General features: G+C 72.3%; 14 protein-coding genes. 12 read left to right on the top strand and 2 right to left on the bottom strand.

The genetic code is table 11. The features are described 5' to 3' along the window. Positions 1-49: 49 nt before the first annotated feature. Positions 50-751 carry an FKBP-type peptidyl-prolyl cis-trans isomerase N-terminal domain-containing protein gene (locus QFW77_RS14325; RefSeq protein ID WP_280575450.1) on the bottom strand — a complete coding sequence of 234 codons (702 nt, stop codon included), beginning with the start codon at positions 749-751 and terminating at the stop codon, positions 50-52. A 185-nt stretch (positions 752-936) separates the two neighbouring features. Here QFW77_RS14325 and QFW77_RS14320 point away from each other — a divergent pair, with 185 nt between their 5' ends. From QFW77_RS14320 to nth, 3 genes are read left to right on the top strand one after another with little or no spacing between them, the layout of a single operon-like run. Continuing rightward, the gene (locus tag QFW77_RS14320; RefSeq protein ID WP_280575449.1) at positions 937-1719 is read left to right on the top strand and encodes an enoyl-CoA hydratase/isomerase family protein; all 783 of its coding nucleotides are present in this window, start codon (positions 937-939) and stop codon (positions 1717-1719) included. Between the two features lie 7 nt (positions 1720-1726). Continuing rightward, positions 1727-2086 carry a hypothetical protein gene (locus QFW77_RS14315; RefSeq protein ID WP_280575448.1) on the top strand — a complete coding sequence of 120 codons (360 nt, stop codon included), beginning with the start codon at positions 1727-1729 and terminating at the stop codon, positions 2084-2086. After that, positions 2083-2781 carry an endonuclease III gene (gene nth, locus QFW77_RS14310; RefSeq protein WP_425603341.1) on the top strand — a complete coding sequence of 233 codons (699 nt, stop codon included), beginning with the start codon at positions 2083-2085 and terminating at the stop codon, positions 2779-2781. Before QFW77_RS14315 ends, nth begins: the two co-directional genes overlap by 4 nt. Positions 2782-3127: 346 nt before the next feature. Here the strand turns inward: nth and QFW77_RS14305 are convergent, their stop codons facing one another. After that, positions 3128-3982 (bottom strand): 2OG-Fe(II) oxygenase, encoded by an 855-nt coding sequence (locus QFW77_RS14305; RefSeq protein WP_280575447.1) that lies wholly within the window; start codon positions 3980-3982, stop codon positions 3128-3130. Between the two features lie 311 nt (positions 3983-4293). Between QFW77_RS14305 and QFW77_RS14300 the strand changes: the two genes are divergently transcribed. The 9 genes from QFW77_RS14300 to gspI all read left to right on the top strand — a co-directional run bounded on the left by QFW77_RS14300 (position 4294) and on the right by gspI (position 16281). Further along, entirely contained in the window at positions 4294-5760 is a 1467-nt protein-coding gene (locus QFW77_RS14300) for a beta-helix domain-containing protein (protein ID WP_280575446.1), read from the top strand. Positions 5761-5851: 91 nt separating this feature from the next. Next, positions 5852-8485, top strand: a complete 2634-nt coding sequence (locus QFW77_RS14295; protein ID WP_280575445.1) for a TonB-dependent receptor domain-containing protein — start codon at positions 5852-5854, stop codon at positions 8483-8485. Between the two features lie 424 nt (positions 8486-8909). Next, a complete protein-coding gene (locus QFW77_RS14290; RefSeq protein ID WP_280575444.1) occupies positions 8910-9737 on the top strand; it encodes a type II secretion system protein N in 828 nt (275 codons plus the stop codon). After that, a complete protein-coding gene (gene gspD / locus QFW77_RS14285) occupies positions 9734-11872 on the top strand; it encodes a type II secretion system secretin GspD (protein ID WP_425603339.1) in 2139 nt (712 codons plus the stop codon). The genes QFW77_RS14290 and gspD overlap by 4 nt, the downstream gene beginning before the upstream one ends. Next, positions 11869-13374, top strand: a complete 1506-nt coding sequence (gene gspE, locus QFW77_RS14280; protein ID WP_280575443.1) for a type II secretion system ATPase GspE — start codon at positions 11869-11871, stop codon at positions 13372-13374. Before gspD ends, gspE begins: the two co-directional genes overlap by 4 nt. Beyond that, entirely contained in the window at positions 13361-14563 is a 1203-nt protein-coding gene (gene gspF, locus QFW77_RS14275; protein ID WP_280575442.1) for a type II secretion system inner membrane protein GspF, read from the top strand. The genes gspE and gspF overlap by 14 nt, the downstream gene beginning before the upstream one ends. A gap of 86 nt (positions 14564-14649) precedes the next feature. Then, positions 14650-15117 (top strand): type II secretion system major pseudopilin GspG, encoded by a 468-nt coding sequence (gspG, locus tag QFW77_RS14270; RefSeq protein ID WP_280575441.1) that lies wholly within the window; start codon positions 14650-14652, stop codon positions 15115-15117. Between the two features lie 130 nt (positions 15118-15247). Further along, positions 15248-15823 carry a GspH/FimT family pseudopilin gene (locus QFW77_RS14265; RefSeq protein ID WP_280575440.1) on the top strand — a complete coding sequence of 192 codons (576 nt, stop codon included), beginning with the start codon at positions 15248-15250 and terminating at the stop codon, positions 15821-15823. Next, the gene (gene gspI, locus QFW77_RS14260) at positions 15820-16281 is read left to right on the top strand and encodes a type II secretion system minor pseudopilin GspI (protein WP_425603338.1); all 462 of its coding nucleotides are present in this window, start codon (positions 15820-15822) and stop codon (positions 16279-16281) included. Before QFW77_RS14265 ends, gspI begins: the two co-directional genes overlap by 4 nt. Positions 16282-16328: the final 47 nt, after the last annotated feature.

Raw genomic sequence — 16328 nt, 5'->3', positions numbered from 1 at the left:
CGGGCGCGGGACCCGTCGCGGCGGCGCGCCGGCCGCCGCTGGTCGCGGACTACTTGATCGACACCAGCTTGACGTCGAACACCACGGCCTGGTTCGGGCCGATCGGCGACTGCGGGGTGTTGCCGTAGGCCTTGTCGGGCGGCAGCACCACTTCCCAGCGCGCCCCGGTCGGCATCATGGTCAACGCTTCGCGCAGGCCGACCAGCGGGATCTCGCTCAGCTTCACCGAGACCGGGCCGGCCTGCTGGCCTTCCTGCGCGGTGTAGGTGTCCACGAAGGTCGGACCGTTCGGCAGGTTGCCCTTGTAGTGCAGCTCCACCTCGCTGTTCGGCGACGGCTTCGCACCGCTGCCGGCCTCGATCACGCGGTACTGCACGCCGCTGGGCAGGGTCTGCACGCCGGACTTGGAGCGGTTCTGCGCCAGGAAGGCGTCGCTCTTGGTCTTGTTCTCGGTGGAGGCCTGCTCGAACGCCGCCCGCGCCTTGGTCAGCTGGCGCTGCTGCATGCCTTCCACGGCGCCGCGCAGCTGCTCCACCGGGACCGCCGGATCGCGCCGGGCGTAACCGTCCTGCACCGCCCTGACCACGGTGTTGACGTCGATCTCCTCGCCGCTCTCGACCAGGTTGCGGCCGAGGTCGTAACCGAGCGCATAGCTCAGGCGTCCTTTCTCCGACGAGATGTCCTGGGCCGCGGCGGTGCCGGCGGTCAGGGTCAGTGCCGCAAGGGTGGCGGCAAGCAAACGCAACTTCATGCGGTGGATTCTCCAGATGGATTCGGGGTGTGGGGCGGCCCAGACGCGAGCGGGCGAACCGCCACGAACGAACGCGCTAGGATAACGGCCGCACGGCTTAACTGCCACTGACGACCGCCTTCCGACCCCGGCACCGGGCGGAAGTTCCGTCGCGCGCCCCTTCACGCTGACGAAAACGCCTGCCGATGACCGATTCCCCGCTGCTGATCGCCGACCACGATGCCGTCCGCGTCGTCACCATCAACCGCCCGGACAAGCTGAACGCGCTGAACGCCGCCACCCTCGACGCCCTGCACGACGCCTTCGAGGCGGTGGCCGGGGACCCGTCGGTACGCGTGGCGGTGCTCACCGGCGCCGGCCCCAAGGCGTTCGTGGCCGGCGCCGACATCGCCGAGATGGCCGGGCTGACCCCGGTGCAGGCGCGCGATTTCTCCCGGCGCGGGCAGCGCACCATGCGCCGCATCGAGACCCTGCCCAAGCCGGTGATCGCGATGCTCAACGGTTTCGCGCTCGGCGGCGGCCTGGAACTGGCGATGGCCTGCCACCTGCGCGTCGCCGCCGAGGGCGCCCGGCTCGGCCAGCCCGAGATCAACCTGGGCCTGATCCCGGGCTTCGGCGGCACCCAGCGGCTGCTGCGGCTGGCCGGACGCGCCGCGGCGCTGGAACTGTGCCTGCTGGGGGGCCCCATCGATGCCGCCCGCGCCCTGCAGCTGGGCATCGTCAACCGCGTCGCCGCGGCCGCCGAGCTGGAAGCCGAGACCATGCGGCTGGCCGCGCAGCTGGCCGGGGCGGCGCCGCTGGCGCTGCGCGGCATCCTCGACTGCATCACGGTCGGCGGCGAATGCGGCATCGAGGAGGGCCTCGCCTACGAGACCGCGCAGTTCGGCCTGACCTTCTCCACCGAAGACATGCGCGAGGGCACCGCCGCATTCCTGGAGAAGCGCAAGCCCGGGTTCCACAACCGCTGAGGGGCGCGTGGCCGCTCCGGCACCCGATCCGATCGAACAGGCATTGCAGCTGCTGCGCCTGCTCGAGGCCGACGACCTCGACGCGGCGATCGAGGCCGGGCTGGCCCGGTTCGACGCGACCGTCGTTCCCGGGCTGCCCCCGGCGGCGCTGGCGCGGCTGCGCGCCGCGCGCGAGCGCCTGCTCGCCGCCTGGGCCGCGCGCGACCGCCATCGTGCCCGCAACGCCCGACTGGCCCGGCGCGCCGAAGCGCGCGAGGCGCGTCGCGCCCGCCCGGCCCCGGCGGCGGCGGCCCGCCCGGCGCTGCCGCCGGCCGCCGCCGCGGCGCTGGCCCGCGCCAGGGCACGCGCCGGACGGGAACGCGAGTGAGCGCCGCCGATACGCAGCCACCGGTGCCGCGACCGGCCGGCCGCCGGCGCGGCCGAACCCTGACCCGCGCCGAGATCCACGCGCTGTTCTCGCGCCTGGCGGAACTGAACCCGAAGCCCACCACCGAACTGGAGTACCGGACCCCGTTCGAGCTGCTGGTGGCGGTGATCCTGTCCGCGCAGGCCACGGATGTCGGGGTGAACAAGGCCACCCGCCGGCTGTTCCCGGTCGCCGACACGCCGCAGAAGATCCTCGGCCTGGGCGAGGACGGGCTGAAGCGTCACATCTCCAGCATCGGCCTGTACAACGCCAAGGCGAAGAACGTCATCGCCACCTGCCGGATCCTGCTCGAGCGCCACGGCGGCGAGGTGCCGCGCGAGCGCGCCGCGCTGGAGGCGCTGCCCGGGGTCGGCCGCAAGACCGCCAACGTGGTGCTCAACACCGCGTTCGGCGAGCCGACCATCGCCGTCGACACGCATATCTTCAGGGTCGCCAACCGCACCGGGCTGGCGCCGGGCAAGGACGTGCGCGCGGTCGAGGAGGCACTGCTCAAGCGGGTGCCGGAAGCATTCCTGCAGGACGCGCACCACTGGCTGATCCTGCACGGGCGCTACGTGTGCAAGGCGCGCCGCCCCGAATGCCCGGCCTGCGCGATCCGCGACCTGTGCCGCTACCCGGACAAGACGCCGGCATAGCGCCGGCGCGGCAGCCGAGGCCCGCAACGCCGGGTCCCGGATCGATTCCGCTCGCGGCCGGGAATGCCGCCCACCCGGCCGGAGCCACCCGCGGCCTTCGCGGCCATGGGCCGCTCCTGCGTAAAACCCGACGCCTGGGCCGAACCGTGGCCCCGCAAGCGATCATGACCCTCGCATGCCCGATCCCGCATTGGAGCGACCATGCCGTCGTAGGGAGCGGCCCATGGCACTCGTAGGAACGGCCCATGGCCGCGAAGACCGACGCGGGTCCCGCCGCCCCCGAATCGCCTCCCGGCCGGCCGAAGCCCGTCGTCAGGCCGGCTTCGTCGGTTGAGCGCCGAAGGTTCTAGTCGTAGCGCCGCTCGCGCAGCCATTTGGTCGCCACCCACTTCTCGCCCTCGGCCACCGGCGCGCCGCCGTGCAGGCTGCGGGTCATCGGGTGCGGGCGGTCGTAGCTGAAGAACACCGCGTTCCCCTTCACCGCGGCCACCTCGAAGTGGGCATCGGGAAAAGTGGTGGCGCCGCCGCGGCGCGGGGTGTTGAGGTACATCACCAGCGAGGCCACGCGCTGGCCGCCGCGCGCAAGGATGCCGCGGGTGCCGGGCTTTTCAGGATCGAAATAGTCGTAGTGCGGCCGGTATTCCGCGCCCTGGCCGTAGCGCAGCACCTGCAGACCCTCGCCGTTCTCCAGCGGCCACCCGGTCAGCGCGGCGATGCGCGCCTCGATCCGCGCGCACAGCGCGTTCTCGCCGCGGCGGAAGAACATGCCCTGGCTGGTGCGGTCGCGGTGCATCTCGTCGCCGCCGGTCTCGAGGTTGACCGTGGCCGAGCGCGACAGCCGCGACCGCGCCAGCTCCACCAGCGCATCGCACTCCTCGACGGACAACAGCCCGCCGAACACCACCACGTGGGGATGGACCAGGTGCGCCAGCACCTGCACCTCGCGGTCGGCGGCCGGGAGCAGCGCGGCGCCGTTCCATTCCACCGGTGCCGGCACCGGGACCGGCACCGGCAGCCCGCTGTCGCGCGCATGACGTTCCAGATGGCGGCGCATGGCCGCCTCGACCGCGTCGATCGCCAGCTGCTCCTCCCAGCCCTGCCGCAGCAGCGGTGCGATCACCGACTCGGGCGGCTGACCGCCGCGGACCTGCTCGAGGATCCAGTGCTCCAGTTCGTCGCTCACCTGCTGCGTCGCTTGCATCGTCGGTATCTCCTTCGGCCCCGGCTGCGGATGGCGGCACGTGGCGCGGCATCGCCGCGACGCGCCATTCCCCGCACCAGCCTAACGCGCCCGCATGACGTTTCCGATACCGCGCGATGACAACGGCCGCTGGCCCTTCCGGCATGTGTCGAAGCGCTTAAGGAACCGTTATCCGCGCAAGAAAACGGTCACAAACACTGCCTATAACTTGCGGGGATTCCTCAGGGGACGAACGACCGCACCGCGGCGACAGGTTTCGCCGCTTCGCGCGTTCCCGCACACCAACCGCCCCATCGATCGGAGATCCAAGAATGGCTGCGAACAACTACCGGACCCTGCTGATGACGTTCGGCACGGTCCTCGCCCTGAGCGCCTGCGGCAACGGCGCCGACAGCGTCGCCTCGCCCGGCGAGGGCGCCTTCCCGCCGCCTCCGGCGGGCTCGCCGCCTCCGCCTCCGCCGCCGCCGCCGAGCGAGCCGCCGCCGAGCGCCGGCCCGGCCGCGGACTGCCCGGACGGGTTCGCCAACATCGGGACCGTCGCCGACGGCAGCCTGCGTGCCTGCCGCCTGCCCGAGACCATCGTCGGCAACCTGGTGGTCCCGCAGCGCGACGGCACCGCCTACGCGATCTCCGGCCGCGTCACCGTCGGCGAGGACCAGGGCGGCGACGCCGGCAACCCGAACGCCGGCGCCCAGGAAGGCGTGCTCACCATCGAGCCGGGCGTGACGCTGTACGGCTCGGCCGGCGCCGACTTCCTGGTGGTCAACCGCGGCTCCGAGATCCACGCCGTGGGCAACGCCGAGGAGCCGATCGTGTTCACCGCCAGGCAGAGCCTGGAAGGCGAGACCAACGTCGATTCGATCGGCCTGTGGGGCGGCCTGGTGATCCTCGGCCGCGCGCCGATCAACGCCTGCCCGGGCGAAACCGTGTCGGGGACGCCGGAGTGCCAGGAGCAGGTGGAAGGCGCCGACGGCTTCTACGGCGGCAACGCGCCGCGCGACAACAGCGGCGAACTGCGCTACGTGCGGGTGATGCACTCGGGCTTCGAGATCTCGGCCAACAACGAGCTCAACGGCATCACCCTGGCCGGTGTCGGCGATGGCACCACCATCGAGTACGTGCAGGTGCACAACAGCTCCGACGACGGCATCGAATGGTTCGGCGGCACCGTCAACGCCAGCCACCTGGTCCTGACCGGCAATGACGACGACAGTCTCGACACCGACACCGGCTGGAACGGCGCGCTGCAGTTCGGCATCGTGATCCAGCGCGAGGGCGGCGGCGACCGCATGAACGAGTGGAGCAGCATCCGCCGCGAACCGTATTCGAACCCGAAGGTGGCCAACTTCACCTATGTCGGCCGCGCCGGCGGCGGTTCGGCGATCACCCTCAACCAGGGCACCCAGGCGGAGTTCTACAACACCGTGGTGACCCGTCCCGACGGCGGCACCGATGCGTCCCGGCAGTGCCTGCAGATCGACGACGAGAACACCACCGGCACCTTCCATTCGGTGCACTTCTCCTGCCCCGTGCCGTTCGCCGACCAGCGCGCCGAGGACGCCTTCGCCGCCGGCAGCAACAACGTCGCCGACGGCACCTCCAGCCTGACCGGCATCTTCGTCAACGGCGCCGAGGAGAACGCGGTCCCGGCCTACCAGGGCCTGCAGCTGATCAGCCCGTTCTTCCAGCAGGTGGACTACGTCGGCGGCGTACGCAACGCCAGCGACACCTGGTGGCAGGGCTGGACCTGCGGCCTGACGTCCGACACGCCCTGCTGATCCGGGCGCACCCGGCGGGGCGGCGGCGACGCCGCCCCGCTTTGCCGTGCCCCGCAAGCCACCCCCGTCCCGTCCCAGCCAAGGCTCTCCCATGAAGGCATCCCCGACCCGCAGCGGCCTGTTCCTCGCGATCTCGGCCCTGCTCGCGCCCTGCGCCGCGCTGGCGCAAGGCGCGCCACCCGAGGCCGCAGCGCCCGCGCAGACCGCGGCTTCCGCCAGCCCGACCCAGCTGGACGCGGTCCAGGTGCGCGGCGAATACATCCCGGAGCCGATGCTCCAGACGTCCGAAGTCGCCTCGTTCATCACCCGCGAGGACTTCGCGCGCACCGGCGACAGCGACGCCGCCGCGGCGCTGACCCGCGTGACCGGCCTGAGCCTGGTGCGCGACAAGTACGTGTACGTGCGCGGCCTGGGCGAGCGCTACTCCTCGGCGCTGTTCAACGGCTCGCCGCTGCCCAGCCCCGAGCCGCTGCAGCGCGTGGTACCGCTGGACCTGTTCCCGAGCGAGGTGCTCGACAGCGTCACGGTGCAGAAGACCTATTCGGTGAAGTACCCGGGCGAATTCGGCGGCGGCGTGATCGACATGCAGTCGCTGACCGTTCCCGACGAACCGTTCCTCAACCTCTCGGTCGGCACCGGCGGCAACAGCGTCACCACCGGCGAGAAGGGCCTGACCTACTACGGTGGCGACGACGACTTCTGGGGCTACGACGACGGCACCCGCAAGATGCCGCGCGAACTCCAGGACGCCATCGCCACCGGCCAGCGCGTGGACCTGGGCAATTTCGGCCGCGAGGACATCCGCCGCATCGGCCGCAGCCTCGGCAATGCCAATCTCAACGTGCTGCAGCAGAAGGACAGCATCGACCCGGACGTCGAGTTCGGCGGCAGCGCCGGCTACTCGCTGGACCTGGGCGAGGGCCGGCTCGGGTTCCTGGCCGTGGCCGGCTTCGAGAACAAGTGGCGTACCCGGTTCGGCACCCAGCAGGACGCCTTCTTCACCGGCGAGGTGGTCGAGTACGACGCCGACTACGAGTTCCTCTCCACCCAGAACAACGCCCGGGTCAACGCGCTGGTGGGCGCCGGCTACGAGCACGGCGACCACAAGGTATCGCTGACCACGATGTACGTGCACGACACCATCAAGGAGGCGCGCAGCCGCTCCGGCACCGACAATCTCGCCGGGTTCGAGGCGCGCGACGACTACACCGAATGGTTCGAGCGCGAACTGCTCAACAACCAGATCAGCGGCGCGCACGCCTTCGGCGAATACGGCGACCTCAGGATCGAATGGCGCGGCGCGATCGCCCGCGCCACCCGCGACGTGCCCTACGAGAAGGGCATTCGCTACGAACTGGTCGACGGATACTGGGCGCACGACGGCTCGCGGGTGCAGAACTACACCCGCTTCAGCAACGTCGAGGACGAGATCGCCAGCGGCGGCGTCGACGTCAGCTGGCGCCTGCCGATCGAGCGCGACGTCACCGTCAGCGGCGGCGCCTCGTACTCGGACAACGACCGCAACGCCGAATCGCGAGAGTTCCGCCTGCTGGCGCTCGACGGTGCGCTGCCGTTCTACAACCGCTACCAGCGCATCGACTACCTGTTCTCGGACTACAACCTCAGCCAGGACCTGCTGCGCATCCGCGAAACCACCGGCAGCTCCGGCGCGGCGGCCTACGACGCCACCCTGAAGGTCAAGGCCGGCTACCTGCAGGCGGAGGGCGAGATCGCGCCGATGCTCCGCGCCACCGTCGGCGTGCGCTACGAGGACGCGACCCAGGCGGTGCACCCGTACGACATCTTCACCGGGGCCCGCCAGGCCGGCCCGGAGCCGCTGCAGAACGACTATCTGCTGCCGGCGGCGACGCTGACCTGGAACTTCGCCGACAACCAGCAGATCCGCTTCGGCGCCTCCAGGACCATCGCCCGGCCGCAGTTCCGCGAGCTCGCCCCCCAGCAGTACCAGGACCCTGACAACGACCGCCTGTTCTACGGCAACCCGTACCTGGTCGACAGCGAGCTGCTGAACCTGGACGTGCGCTACGAATGGTTCTTCGGCTCGGGCGAGTACTTCACCGTCGGCGGCTTCTACAAGGACATCGACAACCCGATCGAGTCCAACGTCAACTTCGCCGGCGGCACCACCTTCCAGAGCTTTCTCAACGCGCCGGCGGCCACCCTGTTCGGCGCCGAGGTCGAGCTGAAGAAATACTTCGACCTGCCGATCGAGGCGGGCTGGTGGGGCGACAACCGCCTGTACTTCGGGGGCAACTACACCTGGTCGAATTCCGAGGTCGAGGTGAAGGACGGCGACACCGTCCGCCCCTACGGCTTCGCCCAGCCGGTCGACGCGGCGCTGTTCGTCCGCGACGGCAGCCGGCTGCAGGGCCAGTCCGACCATATCGCCAACCTGCAGCTCGGCGTCGAGAGCGAGACCTCGCGCACCCAGGCGACGCTGATCGCCAACTACGTCGGCGAGCGGATCACCGCGCGCGGCCGCCCCGGCCAGCCGGACTACATCGAGAAGCCCGGCACCTCGCTGGACTTCGTGCTACGCAAGGGTTTCGACCTCGGCGGCCGCGAGATGGCGATCGGCTTCAGCGCCCGCAACCTGCTCGACACCGAGTACCAGGAGTATCAGGAGCGCGGCGGCAACCGCGCCGACGTCTACCGCTACGAGCCCGGCGTGTCGTACACGCTGAGCCTGTCCGCGGAGTTCTGATCGGCGCGGCGATCGGGGCGGCACGCGAGGCCGCGGCCGCCCCGAGGATGCCCCGTGGGGCGGTGGGAGCGGCCCAAGGCCGCGAAGGCCGCGGGTCGCTCCGACCGGGCGCGTGGCGATTGCCGGCACGGCCAACGCGCCGGCCTTCGCGCGCATGGGGCGCTCCTACGAAGGCCGTGCCCGGTGGCGCCGTAGGAGCAGCCCAAGGCCGCGGGTGGCTCCGACGGGGCGCGCGGCGATTGCCGGCGCGGCCCAACGCGCCGGCCTTCGCGCGCATGGCGCGCGCCCTGCGGCGTGTGCGCACTTCGCCGGCTGAGGTCGGCTGACGAAGAAGGAAATATGGCAATCGCAGTCAAACTGTCACAAATCCTTCTCATCCTTTCCGCATCCGTGCAATGAAGCCTGCGCACCTCGCGGAACCGCCGTGTCGAAGTTCCTCTCCAACCTGCGCCTCCATGCCGGCGGCGGCCGCCCCGCGACCGGTCGCGCCGCGGTCCTGCGCACCGCGCTGGAGATCGCGCTGGTGCTGCTGCTGGCAGCGCAGGCGGCGCGCCTGGTGTGGATCCTGGCCACCCCGCTCGGGCCGATCGGCACCGCCTCCGCGGCGCCGACACCCGCGGCCGGAGCGGCGCTCTCGCTGTCGTCCGACCCGTTCTTTCCTTCCGCGCGCAGCGGCGCCGCCCAGGCCAGCGCGCACGGCTACCGCCTGTTCGGGGTCCGCCGCGGCGACCACGGCGGCTCGGCGATCCTGGCCGGAAGCGACGGCGCGCAGGGAGCGTACGAGATCGGCGACGAGATCGCCGACGGCGTGGTGCTGCAGGCGGTCGGGGCCGACCACGCGGTGCTGCGCGCCGGCGGCGGCGACCATCGCATCGCGCTGCAGGCGCCCGCCGCCGGCGGCGCCGCGATCCCCGCGCCGGCCCGTCCCTCCCTGCCCGCCGCGCGGCCGGACGCCGGCACGGAAGCGGCCTCCATCGATGCCGCGCAGCTGCTGGCCCAGGCCGGCCTTCGCGCGCGCACCGAGGCCGGCCGGGTCACCGGCTACACCTTGATCCCGCGCGGCGGCGGCGCGCTGCTCCGGCAGGCGGGGCTGCAGGCCGGCGACGTGCTGCTGGCGGTCAACGGCCAGGCGCTCACCCCCGAACGTCTCACCGAACTGGAGCAGGAACTGAGCGGCCGCGATCGCGCCGAACTCACCGTCCAGCGCGGCGGCGAAACCACCACCATCACCCTGCGGACGACATCGCCTTGAATTCCCGCCTCGCCCCGTGGCTGCTCGCCACCGGCCTGTGCCTGGCCGCTCCGGTCGCCCTGCCCCAGGACGCGCCGGCCCCGGCGCCGGCACCGGCACCGGCACCGGCATTGAACGTGCAGAACGCCGACATCCGCGCCTTCATCCAGGACGTGGCGCGCGCCACCGGCACCACGTTCCTGGTCGATCCCCGGGTCCAGGGCACGATCACCCTGTCCAACGAGGAGCCGCTCTCGGAGCCGGAGCTGCTCGGGATCCTCGTCGCCACCCTGCGCGCGAACGGCCTCATCGCGGTGCCGAGCGGCGCCGGCGTCTACCGCGTGGTCCCGGACGACACCGCCGCGCAGCAGCCGGGCGCGGCGCGCGGCGATGGCTTCGGCTTCTCCACCGAGGTGTTCCGGCTGCGCCACGTCGATGCGCAGTCGGCGGTGGAAACGGTCAAGCCGCTGATCGGCCGCGGCGGCGTGGCGCTGGCGACGCCGCAGGGCAACAGCCTGCTGGTGGCCGACTACAGCGACAACCTGCGCCGGCTGCGCGGGCTGATCGCGCAGATCGACCAGGACCGCGCCCGGGTCGAGGCGATCAGCCTGCGCAACAGCTCCGCGCGCGAGATCGCCAGCGTGGTCGGCGGGCTGTACGCCGGCCAGGGCCGCGGCTCGGTGCTGTCGGTCCTGCCGGTGGAGAGCAGCAACGCGGTCCTGCTGCGCGGCGACCCGGCGCTGGTCGACACGGTGCGGCGCGTGGTCGAGGATCTGGACCGCCGCGCCGAGAACAGCGGCGACGTGCGGGTGATCCGCCTGCAGCACGCCAACGCCGAAGAGCTGCTGCCGGTCCTGCAACAGGTGGTCGGCCTGACCGGCGAGGCGGAAACCCGGCAGGGTGGCGGCCCGGCGGGCGCCTCGGCGCCGCTGGCGGCGTCGGCGATGGCGTCGCTGTCGAGCCTGGCCGGAACGCCGTCGATCGCCGACGGCGCCGACCAGGGCGACGCGCCGCTGGCCGCCTCGGTCGCGATCGCCCCCGGGCGCCGCGCCACGATCGCCCGCTACCCGGGCGTCAACGCCATCATCATCAACGCCGACCCGGAGACCCAGCGCATGCTGGTCGACGTGATCGCCCAGCTCGACACCCGCCGCGAGCAGGTGCTGGTGGAGGCGCTGGTGGTGGAGATCTCCGACGACGCCGCCAGGCGGATCGGCGCGCAGCTGCTGCTGGCGGGCAAGGATGGCAACGTGCCGCTGGGGCTGACCAACTTCGCCGGAGGCGCCCCCGGCGCCGCCGAGCTGGCCGCCGCTGCGGCACGGGTGCGCGACGGCGACACCAGTTCGCCCTTGGTGAGCAACGCGCTGCGCTCGCTGCTGGACTACAACGGTGGTCTGTCCGGGCTGGCCGGCGAGACCGGCAGCCTGGTGTTCGGCCTGATCATCGATGCGGTCAAGAGCGATACCGCCTCCAACCTGCTGTCCACGCCCTCGGTGCTCACCCTCGACAACGAGGAGGCGCGGATCCTGGTCGGCCAGGAAGTGCCGGTCACCACCGGCGAGGTGCTGGGCGACTCCAACAGCAACCCGTTCCGTACCATCCAGCGCCAGGACGTCGGCATTCAGCTGGTGGTGCGCCCGCAGATCAACGCCGGTGGCGGCATCACCCTGGCGCTGCGCCAGGAGGTCTCGGCGATCGCCGGGCCGGTCAGCGACGACTTCCAGGAGCTGGTGCTCAGCAAGCGCGAGATCGAGACCCGGGTGCTCGCCGACGACGGCGCCATCGTGGTGCTCGGCGGCCTGCTCGACCAGGCCGACCGCAGCACCGTGGACAAGGTGCCGGTGCTCGGCGACATCCCCGGCCTGGGCGCGCTGTTCCGGCGCACCGCGCGCTCGCGCAACAAGACCAACCTGATGGTGTTCATCCGCCCCACCATCGTGCGCGACCCGGGCGAGGCGCAGGGCATCACCGCGCCGCGCTACGACTACATGCGCCGCGAGCAGCTGCGCAGCGGCGGCCTCCATGGCGACGGCAGCGCCCAGCTCGACGCGCTGATCCGCGACTATTTCGGTACCGCCCCGCCGGTGGCGCCGCCGGCGCCGCTGCCGCCGGCCGCTCCGCCACCCGCCGGCTCCCCGGACCTGCCGCAGCCGTGACCGCCGCCGCGCCGCCGCAGCTGGCCTACGCCTTCGCCAAACGCCACGGCATGCTGCTGCTGGATGTGGACGTGGACGGCGACGCGCCGGCGCGCATCGGCCTGCGCGAGGGCGCATCGCCCGAGCCGCTGATCGAGGCGCGCCGCGCGCTCGGCCGCGCGCTCCAGGTGCAGCGGCTGCCGCGCGCCGAGTTCGACCGGCGGCTGTCGGAGATCTACGCCGGCGCCGGCCTGGCCGGCGCCGCCGAAGCGCGCGACCTCGACGCCGCCGCCAGTCTCGATGCGCTCGCCGACGACATCCCCGCCGCCGCCGACCTGCTCGAGGCGCAGGACGACGCGCCGGTGATCCGGCTGATCAACGGCCTGATCGCCGAGGCCGCGCGCAGCGGCGCCTCCGACGTGCACATCGAGCCGTTCGAGCGGGCGCTGCGGGTGCGCTTCCGCATCGACGGGGTGATGCGCGAGGCGCTGGAGCTGCCGGCGCGGCTGGCGCCGATGCTGGTCTCGCGGGTCAAGGTGATGGCCCGGCTGGACATCGCCGAGCGGCGGGTCCCGCAGGACGGCCGCATTTCCCTGGCGATGGGCGCCAAGGCCCTGGACGTGCGCGTCTCCACCCTGCCCGCGCGCCACGGGGAGCGCGTGGTCATGCGGATCCTGGACAAGGACCACGGCGCCTTCGCGCTCGACGCGCTGGGCATGCCGGCGGGGGTGCTCGGCGCCTTCCGCGCCGCACTGGCGCAGCCCAACGGCATCGTGCTGGTCACCGGGCCGACCGGATCGGGCAAGACCACCACCCTGTACGCCGGGCTGGAGCGGCTCAACGACGGCAGCCGCAACATCCTCACCGTCGAGGACCCGGTGGAATACGCGGTCGAGGGCATCGGCCAGACCCAGGTCAACGCCAAGGTGGGCATGACCTTCGCCGCCGGGCTGCGGGCGATCCTGCGCCAGGACCCGGACGTGGTGATGGTCGGCGAGATCCGCGACCCCGAGACCGCGCAGATCGCGGTGCAGGCCAGCCTCACCGGCCACCTGGTGCTGTCCACGGTGCACACCAACGATGCGCTCGGCGCGATCACCCGCCTGCGCGACATGGGCGTGGAGTCGTTCCTGCTGGCCAGCACGGTGCGGCTGGTGCTGGCGCAGCGGCTGCTGCGCCGGCTGTGCCCGCATTGCCGGCGGCCGCGCGCACCCGACGCGCTGAGCGCGCGGCTGATGGGGACCGACTACACCGGCGCGCTGTTCGCGGCCGCAGGCTGCGGGCACTGCAGCCAGACCGGCTTCAGCGGCCGGATCGGGGTGTACGAGGCGGTGACGGTGGACGACCGCCTGCGCGCGCTGGTCGCCGGCGGCGCCGACGAGGACGCGCTGGCGCGCGCGGCCTCGCTGTCCGGCGACTGGCTGGCCGATTCGGCGCGCGCCTGCGTGACCGCGGGTGCCACCACCCCGGAAGAGGCGCTGCGGGTGGTGCGCCAGGAGGCGCGCGGCCATGGCGACGTTTGAGTACGCCGCGCTGGACGCGCACGGCCGCGACCGCAGCGGCACCGTCGCCGCCGCCAGCCAGGACGAGGCGCGCGAGCGGCTGCTGCGGCGCCAGCTGTTCCCGGTGAAGCTGGCGCCGGCGGCGCCCGCGGCGTCGCGCGCCTCGCTGCTGGGCGGCCGCTTCGGCAATCGCGAGCTGACCCTGGTCACCCGCCAGCTGGCGACCCTGGCCGCGGTGGCGCCGCTGGAGGAGGCGCTGCGCACCATCGGCGCCCAGGCCGAGAAGCCCGCGGTGCGCCGGGTGCTGCTGTCGACCCACGCCGCCCTGGTCGAGGGCTTCCGCCTGTCCGAGGCGATGGCGCGCCAGGGCAGCGCGTTCCCGCCGCTGTACCGGGCGATGGTGGCCGCCGGCGAGGGCACCGGCGCGCTGCCGGAGATCCTGGAGCGCCTGGCCGACCTGCTCGAGCGCCAGCAGCAGGTGCGCGGCCGCCTGGCCACGGCGCTGGTGTACCCGGCGGTGCTGGCGCTCACCGCCCTGGCCGTGGTGATCGCGCTGATGACCTTCGTGGTGCCGAAGGTGGTGGAGCAGTTCGACTCGATGGGCCGGACGCTGCCGTGGCTGACCCGCGCGGTGATCGCCGTGTCCGAGCTGATGACCGGCTGGGGGCTGGCGCTGCTGACGGCGCTGGCGCTGGCCGGCGCCGGGTTCGCCCGGCTGCTGCGCAGGCCCGGCTTCCGGCTGCGCTTCGACGCCTGGCTGCTGCGCGCGCCGCTGCTCGGCCGCCTGCTCCGCAACCTCCACGCCGCGCGGCTGGCGCGCACCTTGTCGATCATGCTCGCCAGCGGCCTGCCGCTGATGGAGGGGCTGCAGGTCACCGCGCGCACCGTGCACAACCGGGTGCTGCGCCGGGCCACCGAGGGCATGGCCGAGGCGATCCGCGAGGGCGGCAGCCTGTCGGCGGCGATGCGCCGCGCCGCGGTGTTCCCCCCGACCCTGCTGTACATGGCCTCCAGCGGCGAGGGCAGCGGCCGCCTGGCACCGATGCTCGAACGCGCGGCCGATTACCTGGAGCGCGAGTTCAACACCTTCACCGCCGCGGCGATGAGCCTGCTCGAGCCCGCCATCATCGTCGCGATGGGCGGCCTGGTGGCGCTGATCGTGCTGTCGATCCTGCTGCCGATCCTGCAGTTCAACGCCCTCGTGCTGTAGCACGAGGGTGGGATCGGCGATTGGTGATCGGCAAGAGCGTAGAGCGGGCCGCTAGGCAGGAACGAGACAACCACTGGAGATCCGGGATGAAGACAAGACCAGCTCTACATCGAATCACCAATCATCAATCACCGATCGCCTCCACCAAGGGCTTCACCCTGGTGGAGCTGATGGTCGTGATCGTGATCATCGGGCTGCTGGCGACGGTGGTGATGATCAACGTGCTGCCCAGCCAGGACCGCGCCATGGTCGAGAAGGCGCGCGCCGACATTTCGGTGCTGGAGCAGGCGATCGAGACCTATCGCCTGGAGAACCTCAGCTATCCGCGTACCGGGGACGGGCTGGAGGCGCTGCTGCGGCCACCCGCCGGCCTGGCGCGGCCGGAGCGCTACCGCCAGGGCGGCTACATCCGGCGCCTGCCGGAGGACCCGTGGGGCAACCCCTACCAGTACGCCCAGCCGGGGCGCGACGGCAGCTTCGACGTGTACTCGTTCGGCGCCGATGGGCAGGAGGGTGGCGAAGGCGACGGCGCGGACATCGGGAACTGGAACTAAGCGACTTGATTGGTGATTGAGGATTCGTGATTGGCAAGAGCCAGAGCAGCGGCCGGACGATGAGATCGAAGAACGATTGGAGCCCGCGGTGAACACGGTGGACATTCGACTCCGGGGCACACCGATGCGCATGTCGAAGAGCGGTGTCGCCGGGCGGTTCACCGTCGTCGGCCGTGGCGACGGCCTCGTTGGTGTCCAGGCGGTGGGCCCGCGGGGGCGCGGCTTCACCCTGGTCGAGCTGATGGTGGTGCTGGCGATCATGGGGTTGCTCGGGGCCGCGGTGGCGTTGACCCTCCCCGCACAGGGCAGCGCGCTGGCCGACGACGCCGACGCGCTCGCCGCGCGGCTGCAGCGCGCCCAGCAGGAGGCGATCCTCGGCACGCGCGCGCTCCGGGTGCGCGCCGATGCGCGCGGCTACGCATTCTCGGTGCAGCGCTTCGACGGCTGGCAACCGCTGGCTGATGCGCCGTTCCGGCCGGCGGCGTGGTCGGACGGGGTGGCGCCGGAGCTGCCACGCGGACGGGAGGCGGTGGAGTTCCGCTTCGACCCGATCGGGACCGCCGAGCCGGTGCGGATCGTGCTGCGGCAGGATCGGCGACGCGCGCAGGTGACGGTCGAGGCGACCGGCGAGGTGGAGGTCGCGACGATGCCGGCCGGCGGTCATCGCATGGTTGCCGAGAATGGGCCGTTCCGGAGCGCGCAATGATGCTCGCGCCGAAAAGCGGTGTCGCCGAGCGATTCACTATGGCTAGCCGTAGCGACGGCCTCATTGGTGTGCCGGCGATGGGATCGTGGGGGCGCGGTTTGCGGGAGCGGGGCTTTTCGCTGCTGGAGATGCTGGTCGCGCTGGCGGTGTTCGGGCTGGTGGTGATCGCGTTGCTGAACCTTTCAGGCGAAAGCATCCGCACCGCGGCGATCGTCGAGGAGCGGGTGCTGGCCGGCGTGGTCGCGGAAAACCGCGCGGTGGAAGCCGCGACCGAGCCGCTGCCGGCGCTGGCGCGCGCCAGCGCCGGCACGGAGCGCCTCGGCGAGCGCGAATGGCGCTGGACGCGCACGGTACACGCCACCGACGATGCCGCGATCGCGCGGGTGGAAGTGGCGGTGATGGCGGCCGGCAGCGACCGCATCGCCGCCGAGGTGACGTTGTTCCGGGGAGTGCGGTGATGCCGCGGCTCGAAGCGCGGGGGCCGGGAAGCGAAGCTTGCGGGCGA

Source organism: Luteimonas endophytica (assembly GCF_029887875.1).
Taxonomy (GTDB): domain Bacteria; phylum Pseudomonadota; class Gammaproteobacteria; order Xanthomonadales; family Xanthomonadaceae; genus Luteimonas; species Luteimonas endophytica.
The sequence above is the reverse complement of the archived record's forward strand: the minus strand, read 5'-3'. Positions and strand labels throughout refer to the sequence as shown.

Excerpts from the sequence above, each read along its gene's own strand:
- QFW77_RS14325 (WP_280575450.1), bottom strand. The coding sequence starts at position 751 with ATGAAGTTGCGTTTGCTTGCCGCCACCCTTGCGGCACTGACCCTGACC.
- QFW77_RS14320 (WP_280575449.1), top strand. The coding sequence starts at position 937 with ATGACCGATTCCCCGCTGCTGATCGCCGACCACGATGCCGTCCGCGTC.
- QFW77_RS14305 (WP_280575447.1), bottom strand. The coding sequence starts at position 3,982 with ATGCAAGCGACGCAGCAGGTGAGCGACGAACTGGAGCACTGGATCCTC.
- QFW77_RS14300 (WP_280575446.1), top strand. The coding sequence starts at position 4,294 with ATGGCTGCGAACAACTACCGGACCCTGCTGATGACGTTCGGCACGGTC.
- QFW77_RS14295 (WP_280575445.1), top strand. The coding sequence starts at position 5,852 with ATGAAGGCATCCCCGACCCGCAGCGGCCTGTTCCTCGCGATCTCGGCC.
- gspF (WP_280575442.1), top strand. The coding sequence starts at position 13,361 with ATGGCGACGTTTGAGTACGCCGCGCTGGACGCGCACGGCCGCGACCGC.
- gspG (WP_280575441.1), top strand. The coding sequence starts at position 14,650 with ATGAAGACAAGACCAGCTCTACATCGAATCACCAATCATCAATCACCG.
- QFW77_RS14265 (WP_280575440.1), top strand. The coding sequence starts at position 15,248 with ATGTCGAAGAGCGGTGTCGCCGGGCGGTTCACCGTCGTCGGCCGTGGC.
- gspI (WP_425603338.1), top strand. The coding sequence starts at position 15,820 with ATGATGCTCGCGCCGAAAAGCGGTGTCGCCGAGCGATTCACTATGGCT.